At 40.3% G+C, this 25,216-nt stretch carries 33 protein-coding genes and 1 other annotated feature; all 33 genes read right to left on the bottom strand.

What is annotated here, in order from left to right:
• Positions 1-16: 16 nt before the first annotated feature.
• The 33 genes from rpmD to nusG all read right to left on the bottom strand — a co-directional run bounded on the left by rpmD (position 17) and on the right by nusG (position 25,154).
• On the bottom strand, positions 17-199 hold the full coding sequence (rpmD, locus tag AMD01_RS20340; RefSeq protein WP_053403297.1) for a 50S ribosomal protein L30: 183 nt from the start codon (positions 197-199) through the stop codon (positions 17-19).
• A gap of 13 nt (positions 200-212) precedes the next feature.
• Positions 213-713: a 30S ribosomal protein S5 gene (gene rpsE / locus AMD01_RS20335; protein ID WP_053403296.1), complete on the bottom strand. Its 501-nt coding sequence runs from the start codon at positions 711-713 to the stop codon at positions 213-215.
• Between the two features lie 20 nt (positions 714-733).
• Entirely contained in the window at positions 734-1,096 is a 363-nt protein-coding gene (gene rplR / locus AMD01_RS20330; RefSeq protein WP_053403295.1) for a 50S ribosomal protein L18, read from the bottom strand.
• Between the two features lie 34 nt (positions 1,097-1,130).
• Complete coding sequence (gene rplF, locus AMD01_RS20325; protein ID WP_053403294.1) at positions 1,131-1,670, bottom strand: 50S ribosomal protein L6; 540 nt, start codon at positions 1,668-1,670, stop codon at positions 1,131-1,133.
• A gap of 30 nt (positions 1,671-1,700) precedes the next feature.
• Complete coding sequence (gene rpsH / locus AMD01_RS20320) at positions 1,701-2,099, bottom strand: 30S ribosomal protein S8 (RefSeq protein ID WP_053403293.1); 399 nt, start codon at positions 2,097-2,099, stop codon at positions 1,701-1,703.
• Between the two features lie 30 nt (positions 2,100-2,129).
• The gene (locus tag AMD01_RS20315) at positions 2,130-2,315 is read right to left on the bottom strand and encodes a type Z 30S ribosomal protein S14 (protein ID WP_025909738.1); all 186 of its coding nucleotides are present in this window, start codon (positions 2,313-2,315) and stop codon (positions 2,130-2,132) included.
• Between the two features lie 33 nt (positions 2,316-2,348).
• Positions 2,349-2,888: a 50S ribosomal protein L5 gene (gene rplE / locus AMD01_RS20310; RefSeq protein ID WP_053403291.1), complete on the bottom strand. Its 540-nt coding sequence runs from the start codon at positions 2,886-2,888 to the stop codon at positions 2,349-2,351.
• A gap of 27 nt (positions 2,889-2,915) precedes the next feature.
• Positions 2,916-3,227, bottom strand: a complete 312-nt coding sequence (gene rplX / locus AMD01_RS20305; RefSeq protein ID WP_053403290.1) for a 50S ribosomal protein L24 — start codon at positions 3,225-3,227, stop codon at positions 2,916-2,918.
• Positions 3,228-3,268: 41 nt separating this feature from the next.
• Positions 3,269-3,637 carry a 50S ribosomal protein L14 gene (gene rplN, locus AMD01_RS20300; RefSeq protein WP_053403289.1) on the bottom strand — a complete coding sequence of 123 codons (369 nt, stop codon included), beginning with the start codon at positions 3,635-3,637 and terminating at the stop codon, positions 3,269-3,271.
• A 43-nt stretch (positions 3,638-3,680) separates the two neighbouring features.
• Positions 3,681-3,944, bottom strand: coding sequence for a 30S ribosomal protein S17 (rpsQ, locus tag AMD01_RS20295; protein ID WP_053403288.1), 264 nt, complete (start codon positions 3,942-3,944; stop codon positions 3,681-3,683).
• Between the two features lie 23 nt (positions 3,945-3,967).
• On the bottom strand, positions 3,968-4,168 hold the full coding sequence (gene rpmC, locus AMD01_RS20290; RefSeq protein ID WP_053403287.1) for a 50S ribosomal protein L29: 201 nt from the start codon (positions 4,166-4,168) through the stop codon (positions 3,968-3,970).
• Positions 4,158-4,592 carry a 50S ribosomal protein L16 gene (gene rplP, locus AMD01_RS20285; protein WP_053403286.1) on the bottom strand — a complete coding sequence of 145 codons (435 nt, stop codon included), beginning with the start codon at positions 4,590-4,592 and terminating at the stop codon, positions 4,158-4,160. The genes rpmC and rplP overlap by 11 nt, the downstream gene beginning before the upstream one ends.
• A 2-nt stretch (positions 4,593-4,594) precedes the next feature.
• Positions 4,595-5,251, bottom strand: a complete 657-nt coding sequence (rpsC, locus tag AMD01_RS20280; protein WP_053403285.1) for a 30S ribosomal protein S3 — start codon at positions 5,249-5,251, stop codon at positions 4,595-4,597.
• Between the two features lie 3 nt (positions 5,252-5,254).
• Positions 5,255-5,596: a 50S ribosomal protein L22 gene (gene rplV, locus AMD01_RS20275; protein ID WP_053403284.1), complete on the bottom strand. Its 342-nt coding sequence runs from the start codon at positions 5,594-5,596 to the stop codon at positions 5,255-5,257.
• Between the two features lie 20 nt (positions 5,597-5,616).
• Entirely contained in the window at positions 5,617-5,895 is a 279-nt protein-coding gene (gene rpsS / locus AMD01_RS20270) for a 30S ribosomal protein S19 (RefSeq protein WP_053403283.1), read from the bottom strand.
• A gap of 57 nt (positions 5,896-5,952) precedes the next feature.
• Entirely contained in the window at positions 5,953-6,783 is an 831-nt protein-coding gene (gene rplB, locus AMD01_RS20265; protein ID WP_053403282.1) for a 50S ribosomal protein L2, read from the bottom strand.
• A gap of 26 nt (positions 6,784-6,809) precedes the next feature.
• Positions 6,810-7,097, bottom strand: coding sequence for a 50S ribosomal protein L23 (rplW, locus tag AMD01_RS20260; protein WP_053403281.1), 288 nt, complete (start codon positions 7,095-7,097; stop codon positions 6,810-6,812).
• Positions 7,097-7,720: a 50S ribosomal protein L4 gene (rplD, locus tag AMD01_RS20255; protein WP_053403280.1), complete on the bottom strand. Its 624-nt coding sequence runs from the start codon at positions 7,718-7,720 to the stop codon at positions 7,097-7,099. The genes rplW and rplD overlap by 1 nt, the downstream gene beginning before the upstream one ends.
• A 30-nt stretch (positions 7,721-7,750) precedes the next feature.
• Positions 7,751-8,380, bottom strand: coding sequence for a 50S ribosomal protein L3 (rplC, locus tag AMD01_RS20250; RefSeq protein WP_053403279.1), 630 nt, complete (start codon positions 8,378-8,380; stop codon positions 7,751-7,753).
• 40 nt (positions 8,381-8,420) lie between these two features.
• Positions 8,421-8,729 (bottom strand): 30S ribosomal protein S10, encoded by a 309-nt coding sequence (gene rpsJ / locus AMD01_RS20245; RefSeq protein ID WP_028397310.1) that lies wholly within the window; start codon positions 8,727-8,729, stop codon positions 8,421-8,423.
• Positions 8,730-9,044: 315 nt separating this feature from the next.
• On the bottom strand, positions 9,045-10,235 hold the full coding sequence (gene tuf, locus AMD01_RS20240; RefSeq protein ID WP_053403278.1) for an elongation factor Tu: 1,191 nt from the start codon (positions 10,233-10,235) through the stop codon (positions 9,045-9,047).
• 119 nt (positions 10,236-10,354) lie between these two features.
• Positions 10,355-12,433 (bottom strand): elongation factor G, encoded by a 2,079-nt coding sequence (gene fusA / locus AMD01_RS20235; protein WP_053403277.1) that lies wholly within the window; start codon positions 12,431-12,433, stop codon positions 10,355-10,357.
• A gap of 50 nt (positions 12,434-12,483) precedes the next feature.
• Complete coding sequence (gene rpsG, locus AMD01_RS20230; protein ID WP_053403276.1) at positions 12,484-12,954, bottom strand: 30S ribosomal protein S7; 471 nt, start codon at positions 12,952-12,954, stop codon at positions 12,484-12,486.
• 45 nt (positions 12,955-12,999) lie between these two features.
• Positions 13,000-13,419 (bottom strand): 30S ribosomal protein S12, encoded by a 420-nt coding sequence (gene rpsL, locus AMD01_RS20225; protein WP_053403275.1) that lies wholly within the window; start codon positions 13,417-13,419, stop codon positions 13,000-13,002.
• Between the two features lie 99 nt (positions 13,420-13,518).
• Complete coding sequence (locus AMD01_RS20220; RefSeq protein WP_053403274.1) at positions 13,519-13,767, bottom strand: 50S ribosomal protein L7ae-like protein; 249 nt, start codon at positions 13,765-13,767, stop codon at positions 13,519-13,521.
• A gap of 128 nt (positions 13,768-13,895) precedes the next feature.
• Positions 13,896-17,489, bottom strand: a complete 3,594-nt coding sequence (rpoC, locus tag AMD01_RS20215) for a DNA-directed RNA polymerase subunit beta' (protein WP_053403273.1) — start codon at positions 17,487-17,489, stop codon at positions 13,896-13,898.
• Positions 17,490-17,532: 43 nt separating this feature from the next.
• The gene (rpoB, locus tag AMD01_RS20210; RefSeq protein WP_053403272.1) at positions 17,533-21,096 is read right to left on the bottom strand and encodes a DNA-directed RNA polymerase subunit beta; all 3,564 of its coding nucleotides are present in this window, start codon (positions 21,094-21,096) and stop codon (positions 17,533-17,535) included.
• A 249-nt stretch (positions 21,097-21,345) separates the two neighbouring features.
• Positions 21,346-21,954: a class I SAM-dependent methyltransferase gene (locus tag AMD01_RS20205; RefSeq protein WP_053403271.1), complete on the bottom strand. Its 609-nt coding sequence runs from the start codon at positions 21,952-21,954 to the stop codon at positions 21,346-21,348.
• Between the two features lie 112 nt (positions 21,955-22,066).
• A complete protein-coding gene (rplL, locus tag AMD01_RS20200) occupies positions 22,067-22,432 on the bottom strand; it encodes a 50S ribosomal protein L7/L12 (RefSeq protein ID WP_053403270.1) in 366 nt (121 codons plus the stop codon).
• 56 nt (positions 22,433-22,488) lie between these two features.
• Positions 22,489-22,989 carry a 50S ribosomal protein L10 gene (gene rplJ / locus AMD01_RS20195; RefSeq protein WP_053403269.1) on the bottom strand — a complete coding sequence of 167 codons (501 nt, stop codon included), beginning with the start codon at positions 22,987-22,989 and terminating at the stop codon, positions 22,489-22,491.
• Between the two features lie 44 nt (positions 22,990-23,033).
• Positions 23,034-23,176: a sequence feature (ribosomal protein L10 leader region), on the bottom strand.
• A gap of 44 nt (positions 23,177-23,220) precedes the next feature.
• Positions 23,221-23,916 (bottom strand): 50S ribosomal protein L1, encoded by a 696-nt coding sequence (gene rplA / locus AMD01_RS20190; RefSeq protein ID WP_053403268.1) that lies wholly within the window; start codon positions 23,914-23,916, stop codon positions 23,221-23,223.
• A 111-nt stretch (positions 23,917-24,027) separates the two neighbouring features.
• Positions 24,028-24,453 carry a 50S ribosomal protein L11 gene (rplK, locus tag AMD01_RS20185; RefSeq protein WP_053403267.1) on the bottom strand — a complete coding sequence of 142 codons (426 nt, stop codon included), beginning with the start codon at positions 24,451-24,453 and terminating at the stop codon, positions 24,028-24,030.
• 167 nt (positions 24,454-24,620) lie between these two features.
• Positions 24,621-25,154: a transcription termination/antitermination protein NusG gene (gene nusG / locus AMD01_RS20180; RefSeq protein WP_053403266.1), complete on the bottom strand. Its 534-nt coding sequence runs from the start codon at positions 25,152-25,154 to the stop codon at positions 24,621-24,623.
• Positions 25,155-25,216: the final 62 nt, after the last annotated feature.

Raw genomic sequence — 25,216 nt, 5'->3', positions numbered from 1 at the left:
ATGGTAGCATTTTATATTATTGTTCTTCGACTTTCACTAAGTGAGAAACCTTGTTAATCATTCCACGGATAGCTGCATTGTCTGCATGCACAACTGTTTGATTAACTTTCTTAAGACCAAGTGTGCGAACAGTTACACGTTGATCTTCAGGGCGACCAATCACACTGCGAGTGAGGGTAATTGCTAATTTGTTTGCCATTCTTTTTCCCTCCTTATCCTAACAGTTCTTCTACAGTCTTACCACGTAGTTTTGCAACATCTTCAGCACGTTTAAGTTCTTTTAAACCTTCGATAGTAGCTCGAACCATGTTAATTGGAGTGTTAGAGCCTAAAGATTTAGAAAGAATGTCACTTACACCTGCTAATTCTAATACAGCACGTACAGGACCACCAGCGATAACCCCAGTACCTTCAGAAGCAGGTTTTAAGAAAATTTCACCTGCACCAAATTGTCCTAAGATCTCATGTGGAATTGTAGTTCCAACCATTGGTACAGTCACAAGATTTTTCTTAGCATCTTCGATAGCTTTACGAATAGCATCAGGTACTTCTTGTGCTTTACCAGTACCGAAACCTACATGACCGTTTTTGTCACCAACAACAACTAATGCTGCAAAGCGGAAACGACGTCCACCTTTAACAACTTTAGCTACGCGGTTAACCGTAACTACGCGTTCTTCAAGTTCTAATTTATTTGGATCAACACGACGCATCATTTTCCCTCCTTTTACCATTAAAATTCTAGACCGGCTTCACGAGCAGCGTCAGCAAGAGCTTTTATACGACCATGGTATAAATAACCTCCGCGATCAAAGACAACTTCTTTGATACCTTTTTCGCTAGCGCGTTTTGCAACTAGTTCTCCGACCTTTGTAGCAGCATCAACGTTATTAGTAATCACATCTGCTAAATCTTTATCAAGTGTAGAAGCACTTGCGATAGTAACTGAGTTTACATCGTCAATGATTTGAGCATAAATGTGCTTGTTTGAACGAAAAACGTTTAAACGAGGACGTACAGCTGTTCCAGAAAGTTTAGCACGTACACGACCGTGTCTTTTGATACGAACTTTATTTTTGTCAAGTTTCGTGATCATCTGGGTCACTCCTTTCTTTATACCTTAAGCGGCATTATTTCTTAGCAGTTTTACCTTCTTTACGACGAACACGTTCGCCTTCGTAACGGATCCCTTTACCTTTGTAAGGTTCTGGAGCACGTACAGCGCGAATGTTAGCAGCTAGAGCACCAACGCGTTCTTTATCAATACCTTTGATAACGATTTTTGTTTGGCTAGGAACTTCGATTTCGATTCCTTGCTCTGGTACGATCTCAACTGGATGAGAGTAACCTACGCTTAATACTAGTTTGTCACCAGATTTTTGCGCACGGTAACCTACACCGACTAATTCTAGTCCACGCTCATAACCACTAGTAACACCTTCAACCATGTTACCTAATAAGCTACGAGTAGTTCCGTGAAGTGCACGGTGTTCCTTGTTGTCGCTAGGACGACCTACAGTTAATACGTTCTCTTCAAGTTTAATTTCCATGTCTGGGTGGAATGTACGAGTCAATTCACCCTTTGGGCCCTTTACAGTTACAACGTTGTTTTCGTTAGTAACTGTAACACCTGCTGGAATTTCTAAAACCTTTTTACCAACACGTGACATAACTACACCTCCATTCGTATTACAAGTTAATTACCAAACGTATGCTAGTACTTCTCCACCAGCTTGTTTTTGACGAGCTTCTTTGTCAGTTAACACACCTTGTGAAGTAGAAACAATAGCAATACCTAAACCGTTAAGTACACGTGGTACTTCATTAGATTTTGCGTAAACGCGTAAACCAGGCTTACTAATACGTTTAAGACCAGTGATTACACGCTCATTGCTGTTACCATATTTAAGGAAGATACGGATGATACCTTGTTTATCATCTTCGATGTATTCTACATCGCGTACGAAACCTTCACGTTTAAGGATTTCAGCAATTTGCTTTTTGATGTTTGATGCTGGAATTTCAAGTTTCTCATGACGAACCATGTTCGCATTACGAATACGAGTCAGCATATCTGCAATAGGATCTGTCATTACCATATTATTTTACCTCCTTCCCAATCTGGGTTTTTACCAACTAGCTTTTTTAACACCAGGAATTTGACCTTTATAAGCAAGTTCACGGAAACAAATACGGCAAAGCTTAAATTTGCGTAGTACTGAATGTGGACGTCCGCAACGTTCGCAACGTGTGTATTCTTGTACTTTAAATTTTTGTTGGCGTTTTTGTTTCGCAATCATCGATTTCTTAGCCACGTTTTCGCCTCCTCTGCGTATGGTTGGCAGTTATTACTTCTGGAATGGCATACCGAATTGAGTTAATAGTTCGCGAGACTCTTCATCAGTATTCGCAGTAGTAACGATAACGATATCCATACCACGAACTTTTGATACTTTATCATAGTCGATCTCAGGGAAAATTAATTGTTCTTTAACACCTAGAGTATAGTTTCCACGACCGTCGAAAGACTTCTTAGATACACCACGGAAGTCACGTACACGTGGAAGTGAAACTGATACTAATTTGTCAAAGAATTCATACATACGCTCTCCGCGTAATGTTACTTTCGCACCGATAGGCATACCTTCACGAAGACGGAAGCCAGCGATTGACTTTTTCGCACGAGTTACAAGTGGTTTTTGACCAGTGATTTGTCCTAACTCCTCAACAGCGTTATCCAACGCTTTAGAGTTTTGTACTGCATCACCGATACCCATATTAATAACGATTTTTTCTAACTTTGGAACTTCCATTACAGAACTATAGTTAAATTTGCTCACTAGAGCTGGAGTAATTTCTTTCTGAAATTTTTCCTTAAGGCGGTTCATCATAGTACCTCCCTTCACACTTTAATATTATTTATCTAAAATTTCACCAGATTTTTTTGCTACACGTACCTTCTTGCCATCTTCTAGTTTGAAGCCAACACGAGTTGGTTCACCAGTTTTAGGATCCAATGGCATTACGTTTGATACATGGATAGGTGCTTCTTGACTGTTGATTCCACCTTGTGGGTTAAGTTGAGATGGCTTAGAATGTTTTTTTACGATATTCACGCCTTCTACAAGCACGCGTTGCTTCTTAGGAAAAGCAGCAAGAACTACGCCTTGTTTACCTTTGTCTTTACCCGTGATAACCATTACTTTGTCACCTTTTTTAACATGCATCCTCTTCGCACCTCCTTAAAGGCTCATAAGTATTATTTCTATTAGATAACTTCTGGAGCTAAAGATACAATCTTCATAAAGTTGCTATCACGTAGTTCACGAGCAACCGGTCCGAAAATACGAGTACCACGTGGGGACTTGTCGTCACGGATGATTACACAAGCATTTTCATCAAAACGGATGTAAGAACCATCTTGACGACGAACGCCGCGTTTTGTACGAACTACAACAGCTTTAACAACGTCACCTTTTTTAACAACGCCTCCTGGTGTTGCTTGTTTTACCGTACAAACAATAACATCACCAATATTAGCTGTCTTACGTCCTGAACCACCTAATACTTTAATCGTAAGTACCTCACGAGCACCAGAGTTGTCAGCAACTTTTAAACGAGATTCTTGTTGAATCATACACGAAACCTCCCTTCGGATAAAACATAATCCGATCTATAAATTAGATAATAACCGCTTTTTCCACTACTTCTACTAGACGGAAACGTTTAGTAGCCGATAATGGGCGAGTTTCCATGATTTTTACGATATCGCCAACTTTAGCAGTATTATTCTCGTCATGAGCTTTAAACTTCTTAGAGTATTTTACGCGCTTACCGTAAAGAGAATGTTTCTTATAGGTTTCTACAAGAACAGTGACCGTTTTGTCCATTTTATCTGAAACTACACGCCCAGAATAGACCTTGCGTTGGTTGCGTTCACTCATTCTGAAAACCTCCTCTCGATCAATTATTTATTAGCAGCGATCTCTCTTTGACGAATAACAGTTTTCATACGAGCGATCGACTTACGTACTTCACGAATACGTGCAGTGTTCTCTAATTGGCCAGTAGCTAACTGGAAACGAAGATTAAATAACTCTTCTTTTAGAGCTTTTACTTTTTGTTCGATTTCCGCAGTGGTAAGATCACGAATTTCATTAGCTTTCATTAGATTCACCACCAATTTCTTCACGTTTTACGAATTTACATTTAACTGGTAATTTATGAGCAGCTAAGCGTAAAGCTTCACGAGCAACTTCTTCAGAAACACCCGCGATTTCGAACATTACTTTACCAGGCTTAACAACTGCTACCCAACCTTCTGGAGCACCCTTACCGGAACCCATGCGCACCTCTAGAGGTTTTGCAGTGTATGATTTAGATGGGAAGATTTTAATCCAGACTTTACCGCCACGTTTCATGTAACGAGTCATTGCGATACGGGCAGCCTCGATTTGACGGTTTGTAATCCAAGAAGCATCTTGAGCTTGCAAACCATATTCACCGAAATGTACTTCTGTACCACCCTTAGCACGACCGCGCATTTTCCCACGGTGTTCGCGACGATATTTAACGCGTTTAGGCATCAACATGATTAATTTCCTCCTTCCTCATTTTTCTTTTTAGTAGGAAGAACCTCTCCACGATAGATCCATACTTTAACACCGATTTTACCGTAAGTAGTATCTGCTTCAGCAGTACCGTAGTCAATATCAGCACGTAATGTATGAAGTGGAACTGTACCTTCACTATAGCTTTCACCACGAGCAATATCAGCTCCGCCAAGACGACCAGAAGTCATCGTTTTAATACCTTGTGCACCAGCACGCATTGAGCGTTGAATAGCTTGCTTTTGAGCACGACGGAATGAAACGCGGTTTTCTAATTGACGAGCGATGTTTTCAGCTACTAATTTAGCGTCAAGATCTGCTCTCTTAATTTCAAGAATGTTAATGTGTACACGTTTGCCTGTTAGTTGGTTAAGAGCTTTACGAAGTGCTTCAACTTCAGTACCACCTTTACCAATTACCATACCAGGTTTCGCAGTGTGAATAGTCACATTTAAACGGTTAGCAGCACGTTCGATTTCTACTTTAGAAACTGACGCATCATGTAAGCGTTTTGTGATGTATTCACGTACTTTTAAGTCTTCATGTAATAAATCAGCATAGTCTTTTTCAGCGTACCATTTTGATTCCCAATCACGAATCACACCGATACGCAAACCGATTGGATGTACCTTTTGACCCATTGATTATCCCTCCTTCTTTTCTGATACCACGATTGTGATGTGGCTAGTACGTTTATTGATTTGGCTAGCGCGTCCCATAGCACGTGGACGGAAACGTTTCAAAGTAGGACCTTCGTTAACGTAAGCGTCTGTGATAACTAGGTTATTCGCATCCATTTCGTAGTTGTGTTCTGCATTAGCGATCGCAGATTTTAATACTTTTTCTACAATTGGAGAAGCAGCCTTTGGCGTTAAGTTAAGGATTGCCACTGCCTCACCTACTTGCTTACCTCGAATTAAATCTACAACTAGACGAACTTTACGAGGAGCAATACGAACTGTTCTTGCAACAGCTTTAGCTTGCATTTAAATGCCTCCTCTCTTAATTAGCGTTTTGTTTTCTTATCGTCACTTGCATGACCTTTGTAAGTACGTGATGGTGCAAATTCACCAAGCTTGTGACCTACCATATCTTCTGTAACGAATACCGGTACATGTTTACGACCATCATAAACTGCGATAGTGTGACCGATGAATTGAGGGAAAATTGTTGAACGACGAGACCAAGTTTTGATAACTTGTTTGCCCTCAGTTTCATTTAACTTTTCAACTTTGTTGATTAAATGACTATCGACAAAAGGCCCTTTTTTTAAGCTACGTCCCATAAGTGAACCTCCCTTCGTGATCGCTCTACGGTTCGTATGAACCGTAGCTCAATCCCGTTATTTTTTACGACGACGAACGATAAATTTATCGGATTTGTTTTTCTTCTTACGAGTTTTGTAACCAAGAGTTGGTTTACCCCAAGGTGACATAGGTGATTTACGTCCGATAGGTGAGCGTCCTTCACCACCACCGTGTGGATGATCGTTAGGGTTCATTACAGAACCACGAACTGTTGGACGAATGCCTAACCAGCGTGAACGACCCGCTTTACCGATGTTGATAAGTTCATGCTGTTCGTTACCTACTTGACCGATTGTTGCACGGCAAGTTGCTAGAATCATGCGTACTTCGCCAGAAGTTAAACGTACTAATACGTATTTACCTTCTTTACCAAGTACTTGTGCAGAAGTACCAGCAGAACGTACTAATTGTCCACCTTTACCAGGTTTAAGTTCGATGTTATGGATAACAGAACCTACTGGAATATTAGCAAGTGGTAATGCGTTACCTACTTTAATGTCTGCTTCTGTACCTGACATGATTTCCATTCCAACTTCTAAGTTCTTAGGAGCTAGGATGTAACGTTTTTCACCATCAGCATAGTTAATTAATGCGATGTTTGCAGAACGGTTTGGATCGTACTCGATTGTAGCAACGCGACCTGGTATTCCATCTTTGTCACGTTTAAAATCGATAACACGATATTGACGTTTGTGTCCGCCACCTTGATGACGTACAGTTAATTTACCTTGGTTATTACGACCACCTTTTTTGTGTAAAGGTGCTAGTAAAGATTTCTCTGGTTGGTTCGTTGTGATTTCAGCAAAGTCAGATACTGACATACCACGACGACCGTTAGAGGTTGGTTTATATTTTTTAATCGCCATTTGGGTTTCCCTCCTTCTCTTTAGAATTAAGCTTCAAAGATTTCGATTTCTTTGCTGTCAGCAGTTAAAGTAACAACTGCTTTACGACGACGATTTGTAAGACCGCTGTAGCGACCTACGCGTTTGAATTTACCTTTGTAGTTCATAACGTTAACTTTTTCAACTTTTACGTCAAAGATTTTTTCGATAGCATCTTTAACCTCAGTTTTATTAGCTCTTACGTCAACTTCAAAAGTGTATTTTTTATCAACCATGATATCAGTTGAACGTTCAGTGATAACGGGGCGCTTAATAATATCACGAGGATCTTTCATTATGCAAGCACCTCCTCTACTTTTTCAACCGCTTCTTTAGTAATTACAACTTTGTCATGGTTTACTAAGTCTAATACGCTTAAACCATTAGCTGCAACTACAGTTACTCCAGGGATGTTACGTGCAGATAGAGCAACGTTTTCGCTTAAGTCAGCAGTTACCACTAAAGCTTTGCGGTCTACTGATAAGTTTTTAAGTACTGCTACCATTTCTTTCGTTTTAGGAGCATCAAAAGATAACCCTTCAACAACTACAAAGCTGTTTTCTAATACTTTAGAAGATAGAGCAGATTTGATTGCTAAGCGACGAACTTTTTTAGGAAGTTTGTAGCTGTAGCTTCTTGGAACTGGTCCGAATACGGCACCACCGCCACGCCATTGTGGAGAACGGATAGATCCTTGACGAGCACGTCCAGTACCTTTTTGACGCCATGGTTTACGGCCACCGCCTCGTACTTCAGAACGCGTTTTAACTTTGTGAGTACCTTGACGCAAAGATGCTCTTTGCATTAATACTGCTTCAAACATTACATGTTTGTTTGGTTCGATACCGAAAACGGAAGCGTTAAGTTCGATTTCTCCAACGTTTTTACCGTTTTGGTTAAACAATGCTACTTTTGGCATTGGTTGTTTCCTCCTTTCCTAAAAAGATAATTATTTAGATTTAACCGCACCTTTAACAACTACTAAAGCTTTTTTAGGGCCCGGTACATTACCTTTTACTAATAGAAGATTGCGTTCTGTGTCAACCTTAACGATTGCTAAGTTTTGAACAGTTACGCGCTCAGATCCCATGTGTCCAGGAAGTAATTTCCCTTTGAATACACGGTTTGGAGCAACTGGTCCCATTGAACCAGGACGACGATGGTAACGTGATCCATGGGCCATTGGTCCACGAGATTGTCCGTGGCGTTTAATAGCACCTTGGAAACCTTTACCTTTTGATACACCTGTTACATCGATAATATCGCCTTCAGCGAAAATATCAACTTTGACTTCTTGACCAACTTCATAATCAGCAGCATTTACATCGCGGATTTCACGGATGAAGCGCTTAGGAGCAGTGTTCGCTTTAGCAACATGTCCTTTTGCTGGTTTGTTAGCTAATTTCTCACGTTTATCATCAAATCCTAACTGGATTGCTTCATAACCGTCAGTTTCAGCTGTTTTCTTTTGAAGTACTACGTTAGGAGCAGCTTCAATTACAGTTACAGGAATTAAGTTACCGTTCTCAGCGAATACTTGAGTCATACCGATTTTTCTTCCTAAGATTCCTTTGGTCATAAGTCACACCTCCTATAATAAATTGTTTTTTTTATTTCAATTAAAGTTTGATTTCGATATCTACACCAGACGGTAAGTCTAGACGCATTAATGAATCAACAGTTTGTGGTGTTGGATTCACGATGTCGATTAAGCGTTTATGAGTACGCATTTCGAATTGCTCACGAGAATCTTTGTATTTATGCACCGCACGAAGAATCGTGTAAACTGATTTTTCAGTTGGTAACGGAATTGGACCAGATACAGCAGCACCAGAACGTTTAGCCGTTTCAACGATTTTTTCAGCAGATTGATCTAAAATTCTGTGATCATAAGCTTTCAAACGAATACGAATCTTTTCTTTTGCCATTATTTTCCCTCCTTTTTCGCCTACTTTAAAAATAGACATACTCTGTGAAAATTTCCCACACACGCGCCATGGCAAAGCGGCCGGGTGTGTCGGCAACCTCTCACATCATCGCAGTCAAAGACCAACATTAATATTATACTAAAGTTGGGCTATTGATGCAAGTAGAATTTAAAATTCTTTTGTCTTGCACACTTTTTTCATTATATATAATCTCTACGCATATTGCAAGGATCTTAACGAAATCTCTTTTTGTTATATTTGGAAACAAAAAAAGAGAGCGGGAAGATCCCACTCTCTTTTTAGAAAGAGTAATAATTACTCAGTGATTGTAGCTACAACGCCAGCGCCTACTGTACGTCCACCTTCACGGATTGAGAATTTAGTACCTTCTTCAATCGCGATTGGAGCGATAAGTTCAACAGTCATTTCGATGTTGTCGCCAGGCATAACCATTTCTACACCTTCAGGAAGGTTACAAATACCAGTTACATCAGTTGTACGGAAGTAGAACTGTGGACGGTAGTTTGTGAAAAATGGAGTGTGACGTCCACCTTCTTCTTTAGAAAGAACGTAAACTTCAGCTTTGAATTTTGTATGTGGAGTGATTGTACCTGGTTTAGCAAGTACTTGTCCACGTTGGATGTCTTCACGAGCAACACCACGAAGTAGAGCTCCGATGTTGTCACCAGCTTCAGCATAATCAAGAAGCTTACGGAACATTTCTACACCTGTAACAGTTGTAGATTTTGGTTCTTCAGTAAGACCGATGATTTGGATTGTGTCACCAACTTTAACTTGTCCACGCTCAACACGACCTGTAGCAACAGTACCACGACCAGTGATTGAGAATACATCCTCAACTGGCATCATGAATGGTTTTTCAGTGTCGCGTTCTGGAGTTGGGATATATTCGTCAACAGCGTTCATTAGCTCAACGATTTTTTCTTCCCACTCTGGAGCACCTTCAAGAGCTTTAAGAGCAGAACCTTTAACTACAGGTACGTCATCACCAGGGAAGTCGTACTCAGAAAGAAGGTCGCGAACTTCCATTTCTACTAACTCAAGAAGTTCTTCGTCGTCTACCATGTCACATTTGTTTAAGAATACAACAAGGTAAGGTACACCTACTTGACGAGATAATAGGATGTGTTCACGAGTTTGTGGCATTGGGCCGTCAGCAGCAGATACTACTAAGATCCCTCCGTCCATTTGTGCAGCACCTGTGATCATGTTTTTAACATAGTCAGCATGTCCTGGGCAGTCAACGTGTGCATAGTGACGAGTGTCAGTTTCATACTCAACGTGTGCAGTTGAGATTGTGATACCACGCTCACGCTCTTCTGGAGCAGCGTCGATCATGTCATATGCCATAGCTGCACCTTTACCACTGCGTTTAGCAAGAACAGTAGTGATAGCAGCTGTTAATGTAGTTTTACCATGGTCAACGTGACCAATTGTACCGATATTTGCATGCGTTTTGGAACGATCAAATTTTTCTTTAGCCATTCGGAATTCCTCCTTAAAATAATGAATAATATGAGTATATAATGCTGTGAAAGTGAAAGAAGTTCTCTCCTTTCACAGCCTACATAAGTAGTTATACTTTAATAAAGAATGAAAATCAATTATTCACCTTTATTTTTTTTAACAATTTCTTCTGCAATACTCTTAGGTACTTCTTCGTAATGATCGAAGTGCATAGAGTATGTTCCACGGCCTTGAGTGTTTGAACGTAATGCAGTTGCATAACCAAACATTTCAGATAGAGGAACGAATGCACGTACAACTTGAGCGTTACCGCGTGCTTCCATACCTTCTACTCGACCGCGACGTGAAGTTACGTCACCCATGATATCTCCAAGATATTCATCAGGGATTACAACTTCAACTTTCATCATTGGCTCAAGGATAACTGGGCTACATTTAGAAACTGCATTTTTAAGAGCTAAAGATGCAGCGACTTTAAACGCCATCTCACTTGAGTCAACATCATGGTAAGAACCGTCTACAAGAGCGGCCTTAACATCGATTAATGGGTAGCCAGCTAATACGCCGTTTGCCATTGAAGCTTCAAGACCTGCTTGAACAGCTGGAACGTATTCACGTGGTACTACACCACCGACGATTTTGTTTTCAAATTCGAAGCCTTTTCCTTCTTCGTTTGGAGAGAACTCGATCCATACGTGACCGAATTGTCCACGTCCACCAGATTGGCGAGCGAACTTACCTTCAACGCGTGCAGAACCACGGAATGTTTCACGGTAAGCAACTTGAGGAGCACCAACGTTAGCTTCTACTTTGAACTCGCGACGCATACGGTCAACGATGATATCAAGGTGAAGCTCACCCATACCAGAGATGATAACTTGACCAGTCTCTTGGTTAGTTTCCGCACGGAAAGTTGGGTCTTCTTCTTGAAGTTTTTGTAGAGCAGTTGTCATTTTATCTTGGTCAGCCTTAGATTTAGGCTCAACAGATAATGAGATAACTGGCTCTGGGAATTCCATAGACTCTAGGATTACTAATGATTTCTCATCACATAGAGTATCACCAGTAGTAGTGTCTTTAAGACCTACTGCTGCTGCGATATCCCCTGCATATACTACAGAGATCTCTTCACGAGAGTTAGCGTGCATTTGTAGGATACGTCCTACACGCTCACGCTTACCTTTTGTAGAGTTCTGTACATAAGATCCAGAGTTAAGTACACCAGAGTACACACGGAAGAAAGTTAATTTACCAACATAAGGGTCAGTCATAACTTTGAATGCTAATGCTGAGAACGGAGCCTCATCAGAAGATTCACGAGTTACTTCTTCCTCTGTATCTGGTAAAGTACCTTTAATCGCAGGTACGTCTAATGGTGAAGGCAAGTAGTCGATTACAGCATCTAACATAAGTTGAACACCTTTGTTTTTGAATGCTGAACCACAGATAACCGGGTAGAATTCAACGTTGATTGTACCTTGACGGATACCAGCTTTTAACTCATCAGTAGAAAGCTCGCCCTCTTCAAGATATTTCATCATTAAATCTTCATCAAGTTCTGCTACTGCTTCAACTAATTTAGAACGATACTCTTCAGCAAGCTCTTTATATTCCTCAGGAATTTCTACAGCTTCTGAACGAGTTCCTAAATCATCTTCGTAGAAGTAAGCAACCATGTCAATTAGGTCAATGATACCTTCGAATTCATCTTCAGCACCGATTGGTAATTGAATTGGGTGTGCATTAGCTGCTAAGCGATCATGCATTGTTTTAACTGAATATAAGAAGTCCGCACCGATTTTATCCATTTTGTTAACGAATACTACGCGTGGTACTCCGTATGTTGTCGCTTGACGCCATACAGTTTCAGTTTGAGGCTCTACACCTGATTGCGCATCAAGTACTGCCACAGCACCATCAAGTACACGAAGTGAACGTTCAACTTCTACAGTGAAGTCTACGTGTCCTGGTGTATCGATGATGTTTACACGATGGTTTTTCCATTGTGCAGTTGTTGCAGCTGATGTGATTGTGATACCACGTTCTTGTTCTTGAGCCATCCAGTCCATTTGAGAAGCACCTTCGTGTGTTTCTCCAATTTTATGGATACGACCAGTATAGAACAAGATACGCTCAGTAGTTGTTGTTTTACCAGCATCAATGTGAGCCATGATACCAATATTACGAGTGTTGCCTAAGGAGAACTCTCTTGCCATTGGGGTCTTTCTCCTTCCATGTTATATTGATTATTTTTATAAGTTGGATCTTACCAACGATAGTGAGCAAATGCTTTATTTGCTTCAGCCATTTTGTGAGTATCTTCACGTTTCTTAACTGCAGCACCAGTGTTGTTAGCTGCGTCTAAGATTTCGTTAGCTAAACGCTCTTCCATCGTTTTTTCACCGCGAAGACGAGCATAGTTTACTAACCAACGAAGACCAAGAGTAGTACGGCGTTCTGGGCGCACCTCAACAGGTACTTGGTAGTTTGAACCACCTACACGACGTGCTCTAACTTCTAATACAGGCATGATGTTTTTAAGAGCTTGTTCGAAAACCTCCATAGCATCTTTACCTGAACGTTCTTTAATAACATCAAACGCGTTATAAAGAATTGTTTGAGCTTTACCTCTCTTACCATCGATCATGATTTTGTTAACAAGACGTGTTACAAGCTTAGAATTATAAATCGGATCTGGTAACACATCACGTTTTGCAACAGGACCTTTACGTGGCATCAGTATTTCCTCCTTTCCATTCATTAAGATTATTTCAAGTTGAAATTATTTTTTAGCTTTTGGCTTCTTAGTACCGTATTTAGAACGACCTTGCATACGACCGTCTACACCTGCAGTATCTAATGCACCACGAACGATGTGATAACGTACCCCTGGTAAGTCTTTTACACGTCCACCGCGAATTAATACAACGCTGTGTTCTTGTAAGTTATGACCGATACCTGGGATATAAGCAGTTACCTCAATACCGTTAGTTAAACGTACACGAGCATATTTACGAAGCGCGGAGTTCGGCTTCTTAGGTGTCATAGTACCTACACGAGTACATACCCCACGTTTTTGTGGAGAGAACACGTTAGTTTGTGCTTTTTTGAAGCTGTTATAACCTCTGTTAAGTGCCGGTGATTTAGACTTGTCAGTTTTGCTCACGCGACCTTGACGTACTAGTTGGTTAATAGTAGGCATTTACATTTCCTCCTTTCGAACTTTTTAAGACCACACATCCAGGTGGTTCATTTTTGGACAAAAAACAATGTTTTTGAAACAATACTGTTCAAAAACAACTCAGTTAGCTATCGCTACAGTTGCTGCTCCCACATCTATTTCGCAAGCTTTTCCAAGCCTTTTCATAGAATCGACGTAAAATAAGGGGACTTGCATCTCATTAGCAGTTTGGATCACTTCAGAAGCAATACCAGGATCTGCATCCTTCGCTACAATAACCTCTTTTACAGCTCCTCGTTTAAGAGCTTTCACTGTCTGTTTTGTCCCTACAATAATATCCTTAGCCTGCTTTACTTTTTCATAAGACATTTTCATATCCTCCAAAGCAACAGGTAGTTTATAGGAGCACCTTTGATATAATATCATTCCCTAGAATGGATGTCAACTACACTCGGTAGTTTTTTTAAAACATCCATTCTAGTTGAATGATTTATGTGTTAATCGATTGTTACTGGCTCTTCAGTAGATGATGTCACAGGCTCTGTTAAGCGGTAACGAGTCATACCCGTACCAGCTGGAACTAGCTTACCAATGATAACATTTTCTTTAAGTCCAAGTAATTCATCGCGTTTTCCTTTAATTGCTGCATCTGTAAGAACACGAGTTGTTTCTTGGAATGATGCTGCAGATAAGAAGGAGTCTGTTTCAAGAGATGCTTTTGTAATACCAAGAAGAACTGGACGACCAGTAGCTGGTTGTTTTCCTTCTAGTAATACTTGTTGGTTGGCATCTGTAAATTGATGAACGTCTAGTAATGATCCAGGTAATACTTCAGTATCACCAGCATCTGTTACGCGGACTTTACGAAGCATTTGGCGTACCATAACTTCGATATGTTTATCACCAATTTCTACCCCTTGCATACGATATACTTTTTGTACTTCGTGTAAGAGGTATTCTTGAACAGCTGTCATATCACGAACTTTAAGCAATTCTTTAGGATCAATTGAACCTTCAGTTAATACCTGACCACGTGTAACGTACTCACCTTCAGTTACTTTTAGACGAGCACTGTAAGGAGCGTTATACGTTTTTGTTTCAATTTCACCTTGAACTGTAATTTCGTGTTGACGATCACGGCCTTCAGTAATGTTCGTTACTGTACCAGCGACCTCAGTAATAACCGCTTGACCTTTTGGATTACGTGCTTCAAATAGCTCTTGGATACGTGGTAAACCTTGAGTGATATCGTCTCCGGCTACCCCACCTGTATGGAATGTACGCATTGTTAACTGTGTACCAGGTTCCCCGATAGATTGAGCGGCAATAATACCTACTGCTTCCCCAACTTCTACTTGAGATCCTGTAGCTAAATTGCGGCCATAACATTTTTTACATACACCATGACGTGTATTACATGTAAAGGCAGAACGGATCCAAACCTCTTCGACACCTGCATCCACAACTTCTTCAGAAAGATCCTCTGTGATCATTTGGTTTTCTGCTACAAGTACTTCACCAGTCTCAGGATGCTTAATTGCTTTTCTTGCGTAACGACCAACTAAACGTTCGTCTAGTTTTTCGATTTCTTCTGTTCCTTCTTTTAAAGAACGGATCAGTAAACCGCGGTCTGTTCCACAATCATCTTCACGGATGATAACATCTTGAGCTACGTCTACTAGACGGCGAGTAAGGTAACCTGAATCGGCTGTTTTAAGAGCTGTATCGGCAAGACCTTTACGCGCACCATGCGTAGAGATAAAGTATTCTAATACTGTTAAACCTTCACGGAAACTTGATTTGATCGGTAACTCAATGATACGACCAGATGGATTGGCCATCAAACCACGCATACCAGCAAGCTGTGTAAAGTTTGATGCGTTACCACGGGCACCAGAGTCACTCATCATGAAGATTGGGTTACGTTTGTCTAAGCTTGCCATCAGTTTGCCTTGAATTGTATCTTTCGCAGCACTCCAGATGGAAATTACACGCTCGTAACGTTCTTCTTCTGTGATCAGACCACGTCTAAATTGTTTTAGGACATTGTCCACTTTAGCCTGAGCTTCGTTAAGGATTTCTTCTTTTTCGCCTAATACCACGATGTCAGCTACACCAACAGTGATACCAGCTTTTGTTGAATGTTTAAATCCTAGATCCTTCATACGGTCAAGCATTTTAGATGTTTCAGTGATTTTGAAACGTTTAAATACTTCCGAAATGATGTTTCCAAGAATTTTCTTCTTGAATGGATCAATGATTGGTTGCTTTTCAATCGCTTCTCTTACATCTGTACCTTTTTCCACGAAATACTTCTCAGGTGTTTTCACCTCAAGGTTTAGACGTGTAGGTTCGTTAATATAAGGGAATGATTTTGGTAAAATTTCATTAAAGATCAGTTTACCAACCGTCGTAAGTAATAGTTGCTTGTTTTGTTCTTCTGTAAACGTTTCGTTATTTAAAGAACCAGCATCTACTGCTACACGAGTGTGAAGGTGAACGTAGCCGTTTTGGTAAGCCAAAATTGCTTCGTTTGTATCTTTGAAGATCATCCCTTCACCGTTACTGCCCTCGCGTTCAAGAGTTAAGTAATAGTTACCTAATACCATATCCTGAGACGGCGTTACAACCGGTTTACCATCTTTAGGGTTCAAGATATTTTGAGCAGCTAGCATTAAAATGCGTGCTTCTGCTTGTGCTTCTGCTGAAAGTGGTACGTGAACAGCCATTTGGTCACCGTCAAAATCGGCGTTGTATGCTGTACATACAAGTGGATGAAGACGAATTGCACGACCTTCTACTAGAGTAGGTTCGAATGCCTGAATACCAAGTCTGTGAAGCGTAGGTGCACGGTTAAGTAAAACCGGGTGCTCCTTAATAACAGACTCAAGTACATCCCAAACTTCTGGTTGAACGCGTTCAATTTTACGTTTCGCACTCTTAATGTTGTGTGCTAATCCGCGAGAAACAAGTTCTTTCATTACGAAAGGCTTGAATAGCTCGAGTGCCATTTCTTTCGGTAAACCACATTGATACATCTTTAAGTTCGGTCCTACAACGATAACAGAACGTCCAGAGTAGTCAACACGTTTACCTAGTAAGTTTTGACGGAAACGTCCTTGCTTACCTTTTAGCATATGAGAAAGTGATTTTAACGGACGGTTACCAGGACCTGTAACAGGACGACCACGACGACCATTATCAATTAAAGCATCTACTGCTTCTTGTAGCATACGCTTCTCGTTTTGAACGATAATGCTAGGTGCTCCAAGATCAAGTAGACGTTTTAAACGGTTGTTACGGTTGATTACACGACGATACAAGTCATTTAAATCAGAAGTCGCAAAACGACCACCGTCTAACTGTACCATTGGGCGTAATTCTGGTGGAATAACCGGAAGTACATCAAGAATCATCCATGCTGGATCATTTCCAGAGTTACGGAATGCTTCTAGTACTTCTAAACGTTTGATAGCACGTGTACGGCGTTGGCCTTGTGCTGTTTTTAGTTCTTCTTTAAGAAGATCTACTTCTTTTTCAAGATCGATGTCTTGTAAAAGTTTTTTAACTGCTTCTGCTCCCATTGCAGCATGGAAAGTTTGACCGTATTTTTCTAAATAAGCACGGTATTCTTTTTCAGAAAGCAATTGTTTTTTCTCAAGTGGTGTATCGCCAGTATCCGTTACTACGTAAGATGCGAAGTAAATGATCTCTTCTAGCGCGCGAGGGGACATGTCTAAGACAAGTCCCATGCGGCTAGGGATACCTTTGAAATACCAGATGTGTGATACAGGTGCAGCTAGTTCGATGTGACCCATACGTTCACGACGAACTTTTGCGCGTGTAACTTCAACGCCACAACGGTCACAAACTACGCCTTTATAACGAACACGCTTATATTTTCCGCAATGGCATTCCCAGTCCTTAGTTGGACCGAAAATACGCTCACAGAACAAACCATCTTTTTCAGGTTTTAACGTACGATAGTTGATAGTTTCTGGTTTCTTAACTTCTCCGTAAGACCAAGAACGGATCTTATCAGGTGAAGCAAGACCAATTTTCATATACTCGAAGTTATTAACATCTAGCAAGGGGCCTACCTCCCTTTTCATCTACAGGTTTTTCCCTTAATGCCTATTCTTTAGTTACAGGATCTTTTAATGCTTCTACTGGTTCAGCATCTGACTCCATCATAATAGAGTCTACTGGTTGTTCTGGATCTTCTTCTTGATCCATAATATCTATTTCTTTTTCATCGCCAGCAAGGATTTTAACATCCATACCTAAGCTTTGAAGTTCTTTGATTAATACTTTGAATGATTCTGGAACACCTGGTTCTGGAACATTTTCACCTTTTACGATTGATTCGTACGTTTTCACACGACCAACAACGTCATCTGATTTAACTGTAAGAATCTCTTGTAACGTGTAAGCTGCACCATAAGCTTCAAGTGCCCAAACCTCCATCTCACCGAAACGCTGACCACCGAATTGAGCTTTACCACCCAATGGCTGTTGCGTTACTAATGAGTAAGGACCAGTTGAACGAGCATGAAGTTTGTCATCTACCATGTGAGCAAGCTTAATCATGTACATAACCCCAACAGATACACGATTATCGAACGGTTCACCAGAACGACCATCATATAAAACTGTTTTCGCGTCACGTGCCATACCAGCTTCTTCAATTGTAGACCATACATCTTCCTCACGAGCACCGTCAAATACTGGAGAAGCAACGTGGATACCTAGCTGACGAGCAGCCATTCCTAAGTGCAACTCTAATACCTGACCGATATTCATACGAGATGGTACCCCTAATGGGTTCAACATGATATCGATTGGTGTGCCATCTGGTAAATAAGGCATGTCTTCCTCAGGTAAGATACGTGAGATAACCCCTTTGTTACCATGACGACCGGCCATTTTGTCACCTTCAGAGATCTTACGTTTCTGAACGATGTAAACACGTACTAATTGGTTAACACCTGGTGGTAATTCATCTCCATCTTCACGATTGAAGACTTTAACATCAAGGATAATTCCTCCACCACCATGTGGTACACGAAGAGAAGTATCACGTACTTCACGAGCTTTTTCACCAAAGATTGCATGTAAAAGACGTTCTTCAGCCGTAAGTTCTGTCACACCTTTAGGCGTTACTTTCCCTACTAATAAATCTCCATCTTTTACTTCAGCCCCGATGCGAATAATTCCACGCTCGTCAAGGTTACGTAATGCATCTTCCCCTACGTTAGGGATATCACGAGTGATTTCTTCAGGTCCAAGTTTTGTGTCACGAGATTCTGATTCGTATTCTTCAATATGAACAGATGTGTACACATCATCTTTTACTAAGCGTTCGCTCATGATGATCGCATCCTCATAGTTGTAACCGTCCCATGTCATGAACCCAACAAGAACGTTACGTCCTAGAGCAAGTTCACCTTTTTCCATAGAAGGACCGTCTGCAAGGATCTCACCTTTTACAACTTCGTCTCCAACACTTACGATTGGGCGTTGGTTGTAACAAGTACCTTGGTTAGAACGGATGAACTTAAGCATACGATATTTATCTAAGTCACCTTTTACTTGTTGACCGTCTACTTCTGTATAACGGCGAACCCAAATTTGGCTAGCTTCCACGCGTTCAACGACACCTGGGTGTTTACAGATTACTGCAGCACCAGAGTCTTTACCAGATACGTATTCCATACCTGTACCCACGATAGGAGCTTCTGGGTTTAATAAAGGAACTGCTTGACGTTGCATGTTCGCTCCCATTAGGGCACGGTTGGAGTCATCATTTTCTAAGAAAGGAATACATGCTGTTGCAGCAGATACTACTTGCTTAGGTGATACGTCCATGTAGTCAACGCGTTCACGCTTAACTACCGTATTCTCACCACGGAAACGAGCAACGATACCATCGTCAAGGAATGAACCATCGTCAGATAGACGTGCGTTCGCCTGAGCGACAACATAGTTATCCTCTTCATCAGCAGTTAAGTAGTCAATTCGATCAGTGATTTTCCCTGTATCTGGGTCAACACGACGATATGGAGTCTCAATAAAACCAAATTTATTAACTTTAGCATAACTGGATAATGAGTTGATTAGCCCGATATTTGGACCCTCTGGCGTCTCAATCGGACACATACGACCATAGTGAGAGTAGTGAACGTCACGTACTTCGAAGCCAGCACGTTCACGAGTTAAACCACCAGGTCCTAAGGCAGAAAGACGTCGCTTATGAGTCAATTCAGCTAATGGATTTGTTTGGTCCATGAACTGAGACAACTGAGAGCTACCAAAGAACTCTTTAATTGCTGCAATTACAGGACGGATATTAATTAATTGTTGAGGTGTAATTGTGTTAGTATCTTGAATAGACATTCTTTCACGAACTACACGCTCCATACGAGATAAACCGATACGGAATTGGTTCTGTAACAATTCTCCCACAGAACGCAAACGACGGTTACCTAAATGGTCAATATCATCAGTGTCCCCTACTTGATGTAACAAGTTGAAGAAATAACTGATAGAAGAAATAATGTCAGCTGGAGTAATGTTTTTAATAGGTTCTTCTACGTATGCATTACCAAGTACATTAATTACTTTTTCACCATCAGCATCGTTTGGCGCATAAATTTTAATAGATTGAAGAACGATGTCTTCTTCTACTACTCCACCAACCGGATTGTGAGACTGGAAGTTCACTCCAGATTCAAGCATTGGCAGAATGCGATCTAAAGTACGACGATCAATCATCGTATCTTTTTCCGCAATAATTTCACCTGTTTCAGGATCTACCAACGTTTCAGCTAAACGCTGATTGAAAAGGCGATGTTTAATATGAAGCTTTTTGTTAATTTTATAACGTCCTACACTCGCTAAATCATAGCGTTTCGGATCAAAGAAACGAGAAACCAATAGAGATTTCGCATTATCAACCGTTGGTGGTTCACCTGGGCGTAATCGCTCATAGATTTCTAACAATGCTTTCTCAGTTGTTTCTGTATTGTCTTTTTCTAATGTGTTACGGATATACTCATTATCACCAATTAGGTCAATGATTTCTTGATCGCTTCCGAAACCTAGCGCACGTAATAGTACCGTGATTGGTAGTTTACGTGTACGGTCGATACGTACATGTACGACATCTTTTGCATCAGTTTCATACTCTAACCAAGCACCACGGTTTGGAATAACCGTTGCTGTATAACCTGTCTTACCGTTTTTATCTAGTTTGCCACTATAATACACGCTCGGTGAGCGAACTAACTGAGATACGATTACACGTTCAGCACCATTGATAACAAAAGTACCTGTCTCAGTCATTAGAGGGAAGTCCCCCATAAATACATCTTGGTCCTTCACTTCACCAGTTTCCTTATTGATTAAGCGCACTTTTACACGTAAAGGTGCAGCGTAAGTTACGTCACGCTCTTTTGACTCCTCTACTGAGTACTTCGGCTCTCCAAGACTATAATCAATAAACTCTAGCGACAAGTTACCCGTAAAGTCATCAATCGGCGAAATATCTTGGAACATTTCACGCAAACCTTCATCAAGAAACCATTGATATGAAGAGGTTTGGATTTCGATTAGATTTGGTAACTCTAATACTTCGCTAATGCGAGCATAACTTCTTCGTTGGCGGTGGCGTCCATACTGAACTAGTTGACCTGTCAACTGATTCACCCCTCAAATCAAGCGTTATTGTTTAAAAAAATTTAAAACTACTCTATAATAAACTAGAAAAGTTTATTATAATATAAACAAAAGAAAAATGGTTTCTGAATTAGAAAACCACAATCTTTGAAAAACGTACTATTGATTTTATTAGGATTCCCATACATACTAAAAATATACATACTTATGTACGGAAGTCCATACGAAACCATTACATATTGGCATTTTATAATGTTAACATAGCCAAGTTTATACGTCAACTTTTTTTGCACGTATAATATAGTAGCCTTTTTTCTTCAACACTACCTCTACCTCACCAAATACTGCTTCTAATTTTTCTAGAGCAGAAGGAGCACCTTGTTTCTTTTGAATAACTACCCAAAGCTCTCCATTTGCGATCAAATGATCAAATGCTTTTTCCAAAATCTCATGAACTACTTTTTTACCTGCTCGGATAGGCGGATTAGACAAAATAGCGGAAAAGCTCTTCTCTTGCACATTTTCATAGCATGGACTTTGATAAATCTGCACATTTTGAACACCGTTCTCTTGTGCATTTAATTTTGAAAGTTCCAATGCTCGCTCATTCACATCCACCATATGAACGGTACGATCAGTAAATTCTTTTGCCATCGACAATCCAATAGGTCCATAACCACACCCTACATCTAGAATAGGACCCTCTACTTCAGGAAGTTCGAATGTTTCAATTAACGTTCTAGATCCAAAATCAACTTCCTTTTTTGAGAAAACTCCATGATCTGTTGTAAAGCGGAACGTTTGGCCCTTTAATGGAAATGACCAACTTTGGCGATCACTTACAGATGAAGGGTTATTAGAGTAATAATGATCTGACAACCAAGAAACCTCCTTATGCTAGCTGTACTCTTATAATAATAAACCATCTTTTTCTTAGAAGCAAAAAAGCCCGCTTAATATTAAGCGGGCTTTTTATATAAGGAAAAGTAGATTACTTAACTTCTACAGAAGCGCCAACTTCTTCAAGTTTAGCTTTGATTTCTTCAGCTTCTTCTTTAGAAACGCCTTCTTTAAGAGTTTTTGGAGCGTTGTCAACTACTTCTTTAGCTTCTTTTAAGCCAAGACCAGTAAGTTCACGTACTACTTTGATAACTTTAATTTTTTGTCCGCCAGCAGAAGCTAATTCTACGTCGAACTCAGTTTTTTCTGCAGCAGCGTCGCCACCAGCAGCGCCACCCATAACTGCTACAGGAGCAGCTGCAGTTACGCCAAACTCTTCTTCGATTGCTTTTACTAAGTCATTAAGTTCTAAAACAGTCATATTTTTAACTGCTTCAATGATTTGTTCTTTAGTCATTAGAAATTTCCTCCTTGTTAATGGTTAAGTTTTTTTATATGGTAAAACACGTTAAATTAAGCGCCTTGTTCTTCTTTTTGATCTGCAACAGCTTTTGTAGCAAGAGCAAGGTTGCGGATTGGAGCTTGAAGAACGCTAAGCAACATAGAAAGTAAGCCTTCGCGAGATGGTAGATCTGCAATAGCTTTGATTTCTTCAACAGTTGCGATGTTTCCTTCAACAACACCAGCTTTAATTTCTAGAGCTTCGTGCTTCTTAGAAAATTCGCTGATTACTTTCGCTGGAGCAATTACATCGTCTGCACTAAACGCGATAGCGTTTGGTCCAGTTAATGCATCGTTAAGACCAGTTAGCTCAGCAGCTTCAACTGCACGGCGAGTTAAAGTGTTTTTGTACACTTTAAATTCAACACCAGCTTCACGTAATTGCTTACGAAGTTCAGTTACTTCAGCAACGTTTAGTCCACGGTAATCAACAATGATTGTTGATTTGCTTCCACGAAATTGTTCAGTGATTTGTTCTACGACTTGTTTCTTTTGTTCAAGAACTTTACTCATCTTTACACCTCCTGTAGATTTTATTTACTAAACCCATAGTACATAAGGTGCAATAAAAACCCCTATGCCTGCGTAGACATAGGGGTATGAAAAGGAATTGAAACAATTCACTTTTATATCTCATACACCTCGGCAGGAAATTAAGCCCTAAGGCACCTACTGTCTACGGTATTTTATGGTTTTTTCACAACAAAATCTATTATAATCATTTGCTAATTAAAAGTCAATAACTTATTTAGCGAATGAAGAAGGATCTACTTTAACACCAGGGCCCATTGTAGATGTTACAGCTACATTTTTCATGTAAGTACCTTTAGCCGCTGATGGTTTAGCTTTTTGAAGTGTTTCGAAAACAGTAGTGAAGTTGTCAACAAGCTTCGCATCTTCGAAAGAAATTTTACCAACTGGCACATGGATGTTTCCAGCTTTATCAACGCGGTATTCAACTTTACCAGCTTTGATTTCGTTAACTGCTTTAGTCACGTCAAAAGTAACTGTTCCAGTTTTAGGGTTTGGCATTAAGCCTTTAGGTCCTAATACGCGTCCTAATTTACCAACTTCACCCATCATGTCAGGTGTAGCAACGATCACGTCAAAGTCAAACCAACCTTGAGAGATTTTGTTGATGTAGTCTTGGTCGCCTACATAATCAGCTCCAGCAGATTCTGCTTCTTTCGCTTTTTCACCTTTTGCGAATACTAACACACGTTGAACTTTACCAGTACCGTGTGGTAATACTACTGCGCCACGAATTTGTTGGTCAGCTTTCTTAGGGTCAACGCCTAAACGGAAAGCAACTTCTACAGTCGCATCAAATTTTGCAGTATTAGTTTTTTTCACTAGCTCGATTGCTTCAGCAACTGAGTAAGCATTTGTACGATCTACTAATTTAGCAGCTTCGATATATTTTTTACCTTTTTTAGCCATGTTTGTTTCCTCCTTAGTGGTTTTAGCGGAATAACCTCCCACATAATAAAGGTTGCGAATCGGCGTAAACCATACTCGCAACCTTACATTACAAAGCCTGTTTCATAAGAATTAGTCTTCGACTACGATTCCCATGCTGCGTGCTGTACCTTCTACCATACGCATAGCAGCTTCAACGCTTGCAGCGTTTAAGTCAGGCATTTTAGTTTCAGCAATCTCGCGTACTTTCTCACGCTTAACTGTTGCAACTTTGTTACGGTTTGGTTCACCAGATCCTGACTCAATACCAGCTGCTTTTTTAAGTAAAACTGCAGCAGGTGGAGTTTTAGTGATGAATGTAAATGAACGGTCTTCAAAAACCGTAATTTCAACAGGAATGATTAAACCAGCTTGATCAGCTGTACGAGCATTGAACTCCTTACAGAATCCCATAATGTTTACACCTGCTTGACCAAGTGCTGGTCCAACTGGTGGTGCCGGGTTAGCTTTGCCCGCAGGAATTTGTAATTTAACTAATTTAATTACTTTTTTAGCCACGAGACACACCTCCTTAAGTCCGTGATGTGGTAATGGGGTTGAACCCTCCCACTCTATTGATTCTTTATCATAGTAGTATAAAGAAATTACATTTTTAGTCTCTTTTCGAGACATACTGACTTATGAAATATTATCATTAATTTTGAAGAAATGCAAGTTTTTTGGGATTATATTTTCTCAACTTGTGTAAAATCTAATTCCACTGGGGTTTCGCGTCCAAACATGTTTACAAGCACGCGAACTTTTTTGCGATTTTTATCGATTTCTTCAATGGAACCTTCAAAGTTAGCAAATGGTCCCTCTTTAACAGTTACCACTTCTTTAATTTCAAAGTCAAATTCTACGTCTTCGCCTTCCATGCCCATGCGCTTCAGAATAACGTCTACTTCACCAGGTAAAAGCGGTGTAGGCTTAGACCCAGATCCAGCAGAACCAACGAATCCTGTTACACCTGGTGTATTACGCACAACGTACCAAGAATCATCTGTCATGATAATTTCAACTAGCACGTAACCAGGGAATACTTTCTTTTTCGTGATTTTTGTTTTGTTATTTTTAATCTCTTTTTCTTCTTCTTCTGGAACTACTACACGGAAGATCTTATCTTGCATGCCCATTGTCTCAACGCGCTTTTCCAAGTTCGTCTTCACTTTATTTTCGTATCCAGAATACGTATGAACAACATACCAATTTTTCTCCATATATGAGGACTATGTGTCCTTCCCTCCCCGCAATATATTATCGCTCGTTTCTTTTTGAACAA

Source organism: Priestia koreensis, from assembly GCF_001274935.1.
GTDB lineage: Bacteria > Bacillota > Bacilli > Bacillales > Bacillaceae_H > Bacillus_AG > Bacillus_AG koreensis.
The sequence above is the reverse complement of the archived record's forward strand: the minus strand, read 5'-3'. Positions and strand labels throughout refer to the sequence as shown.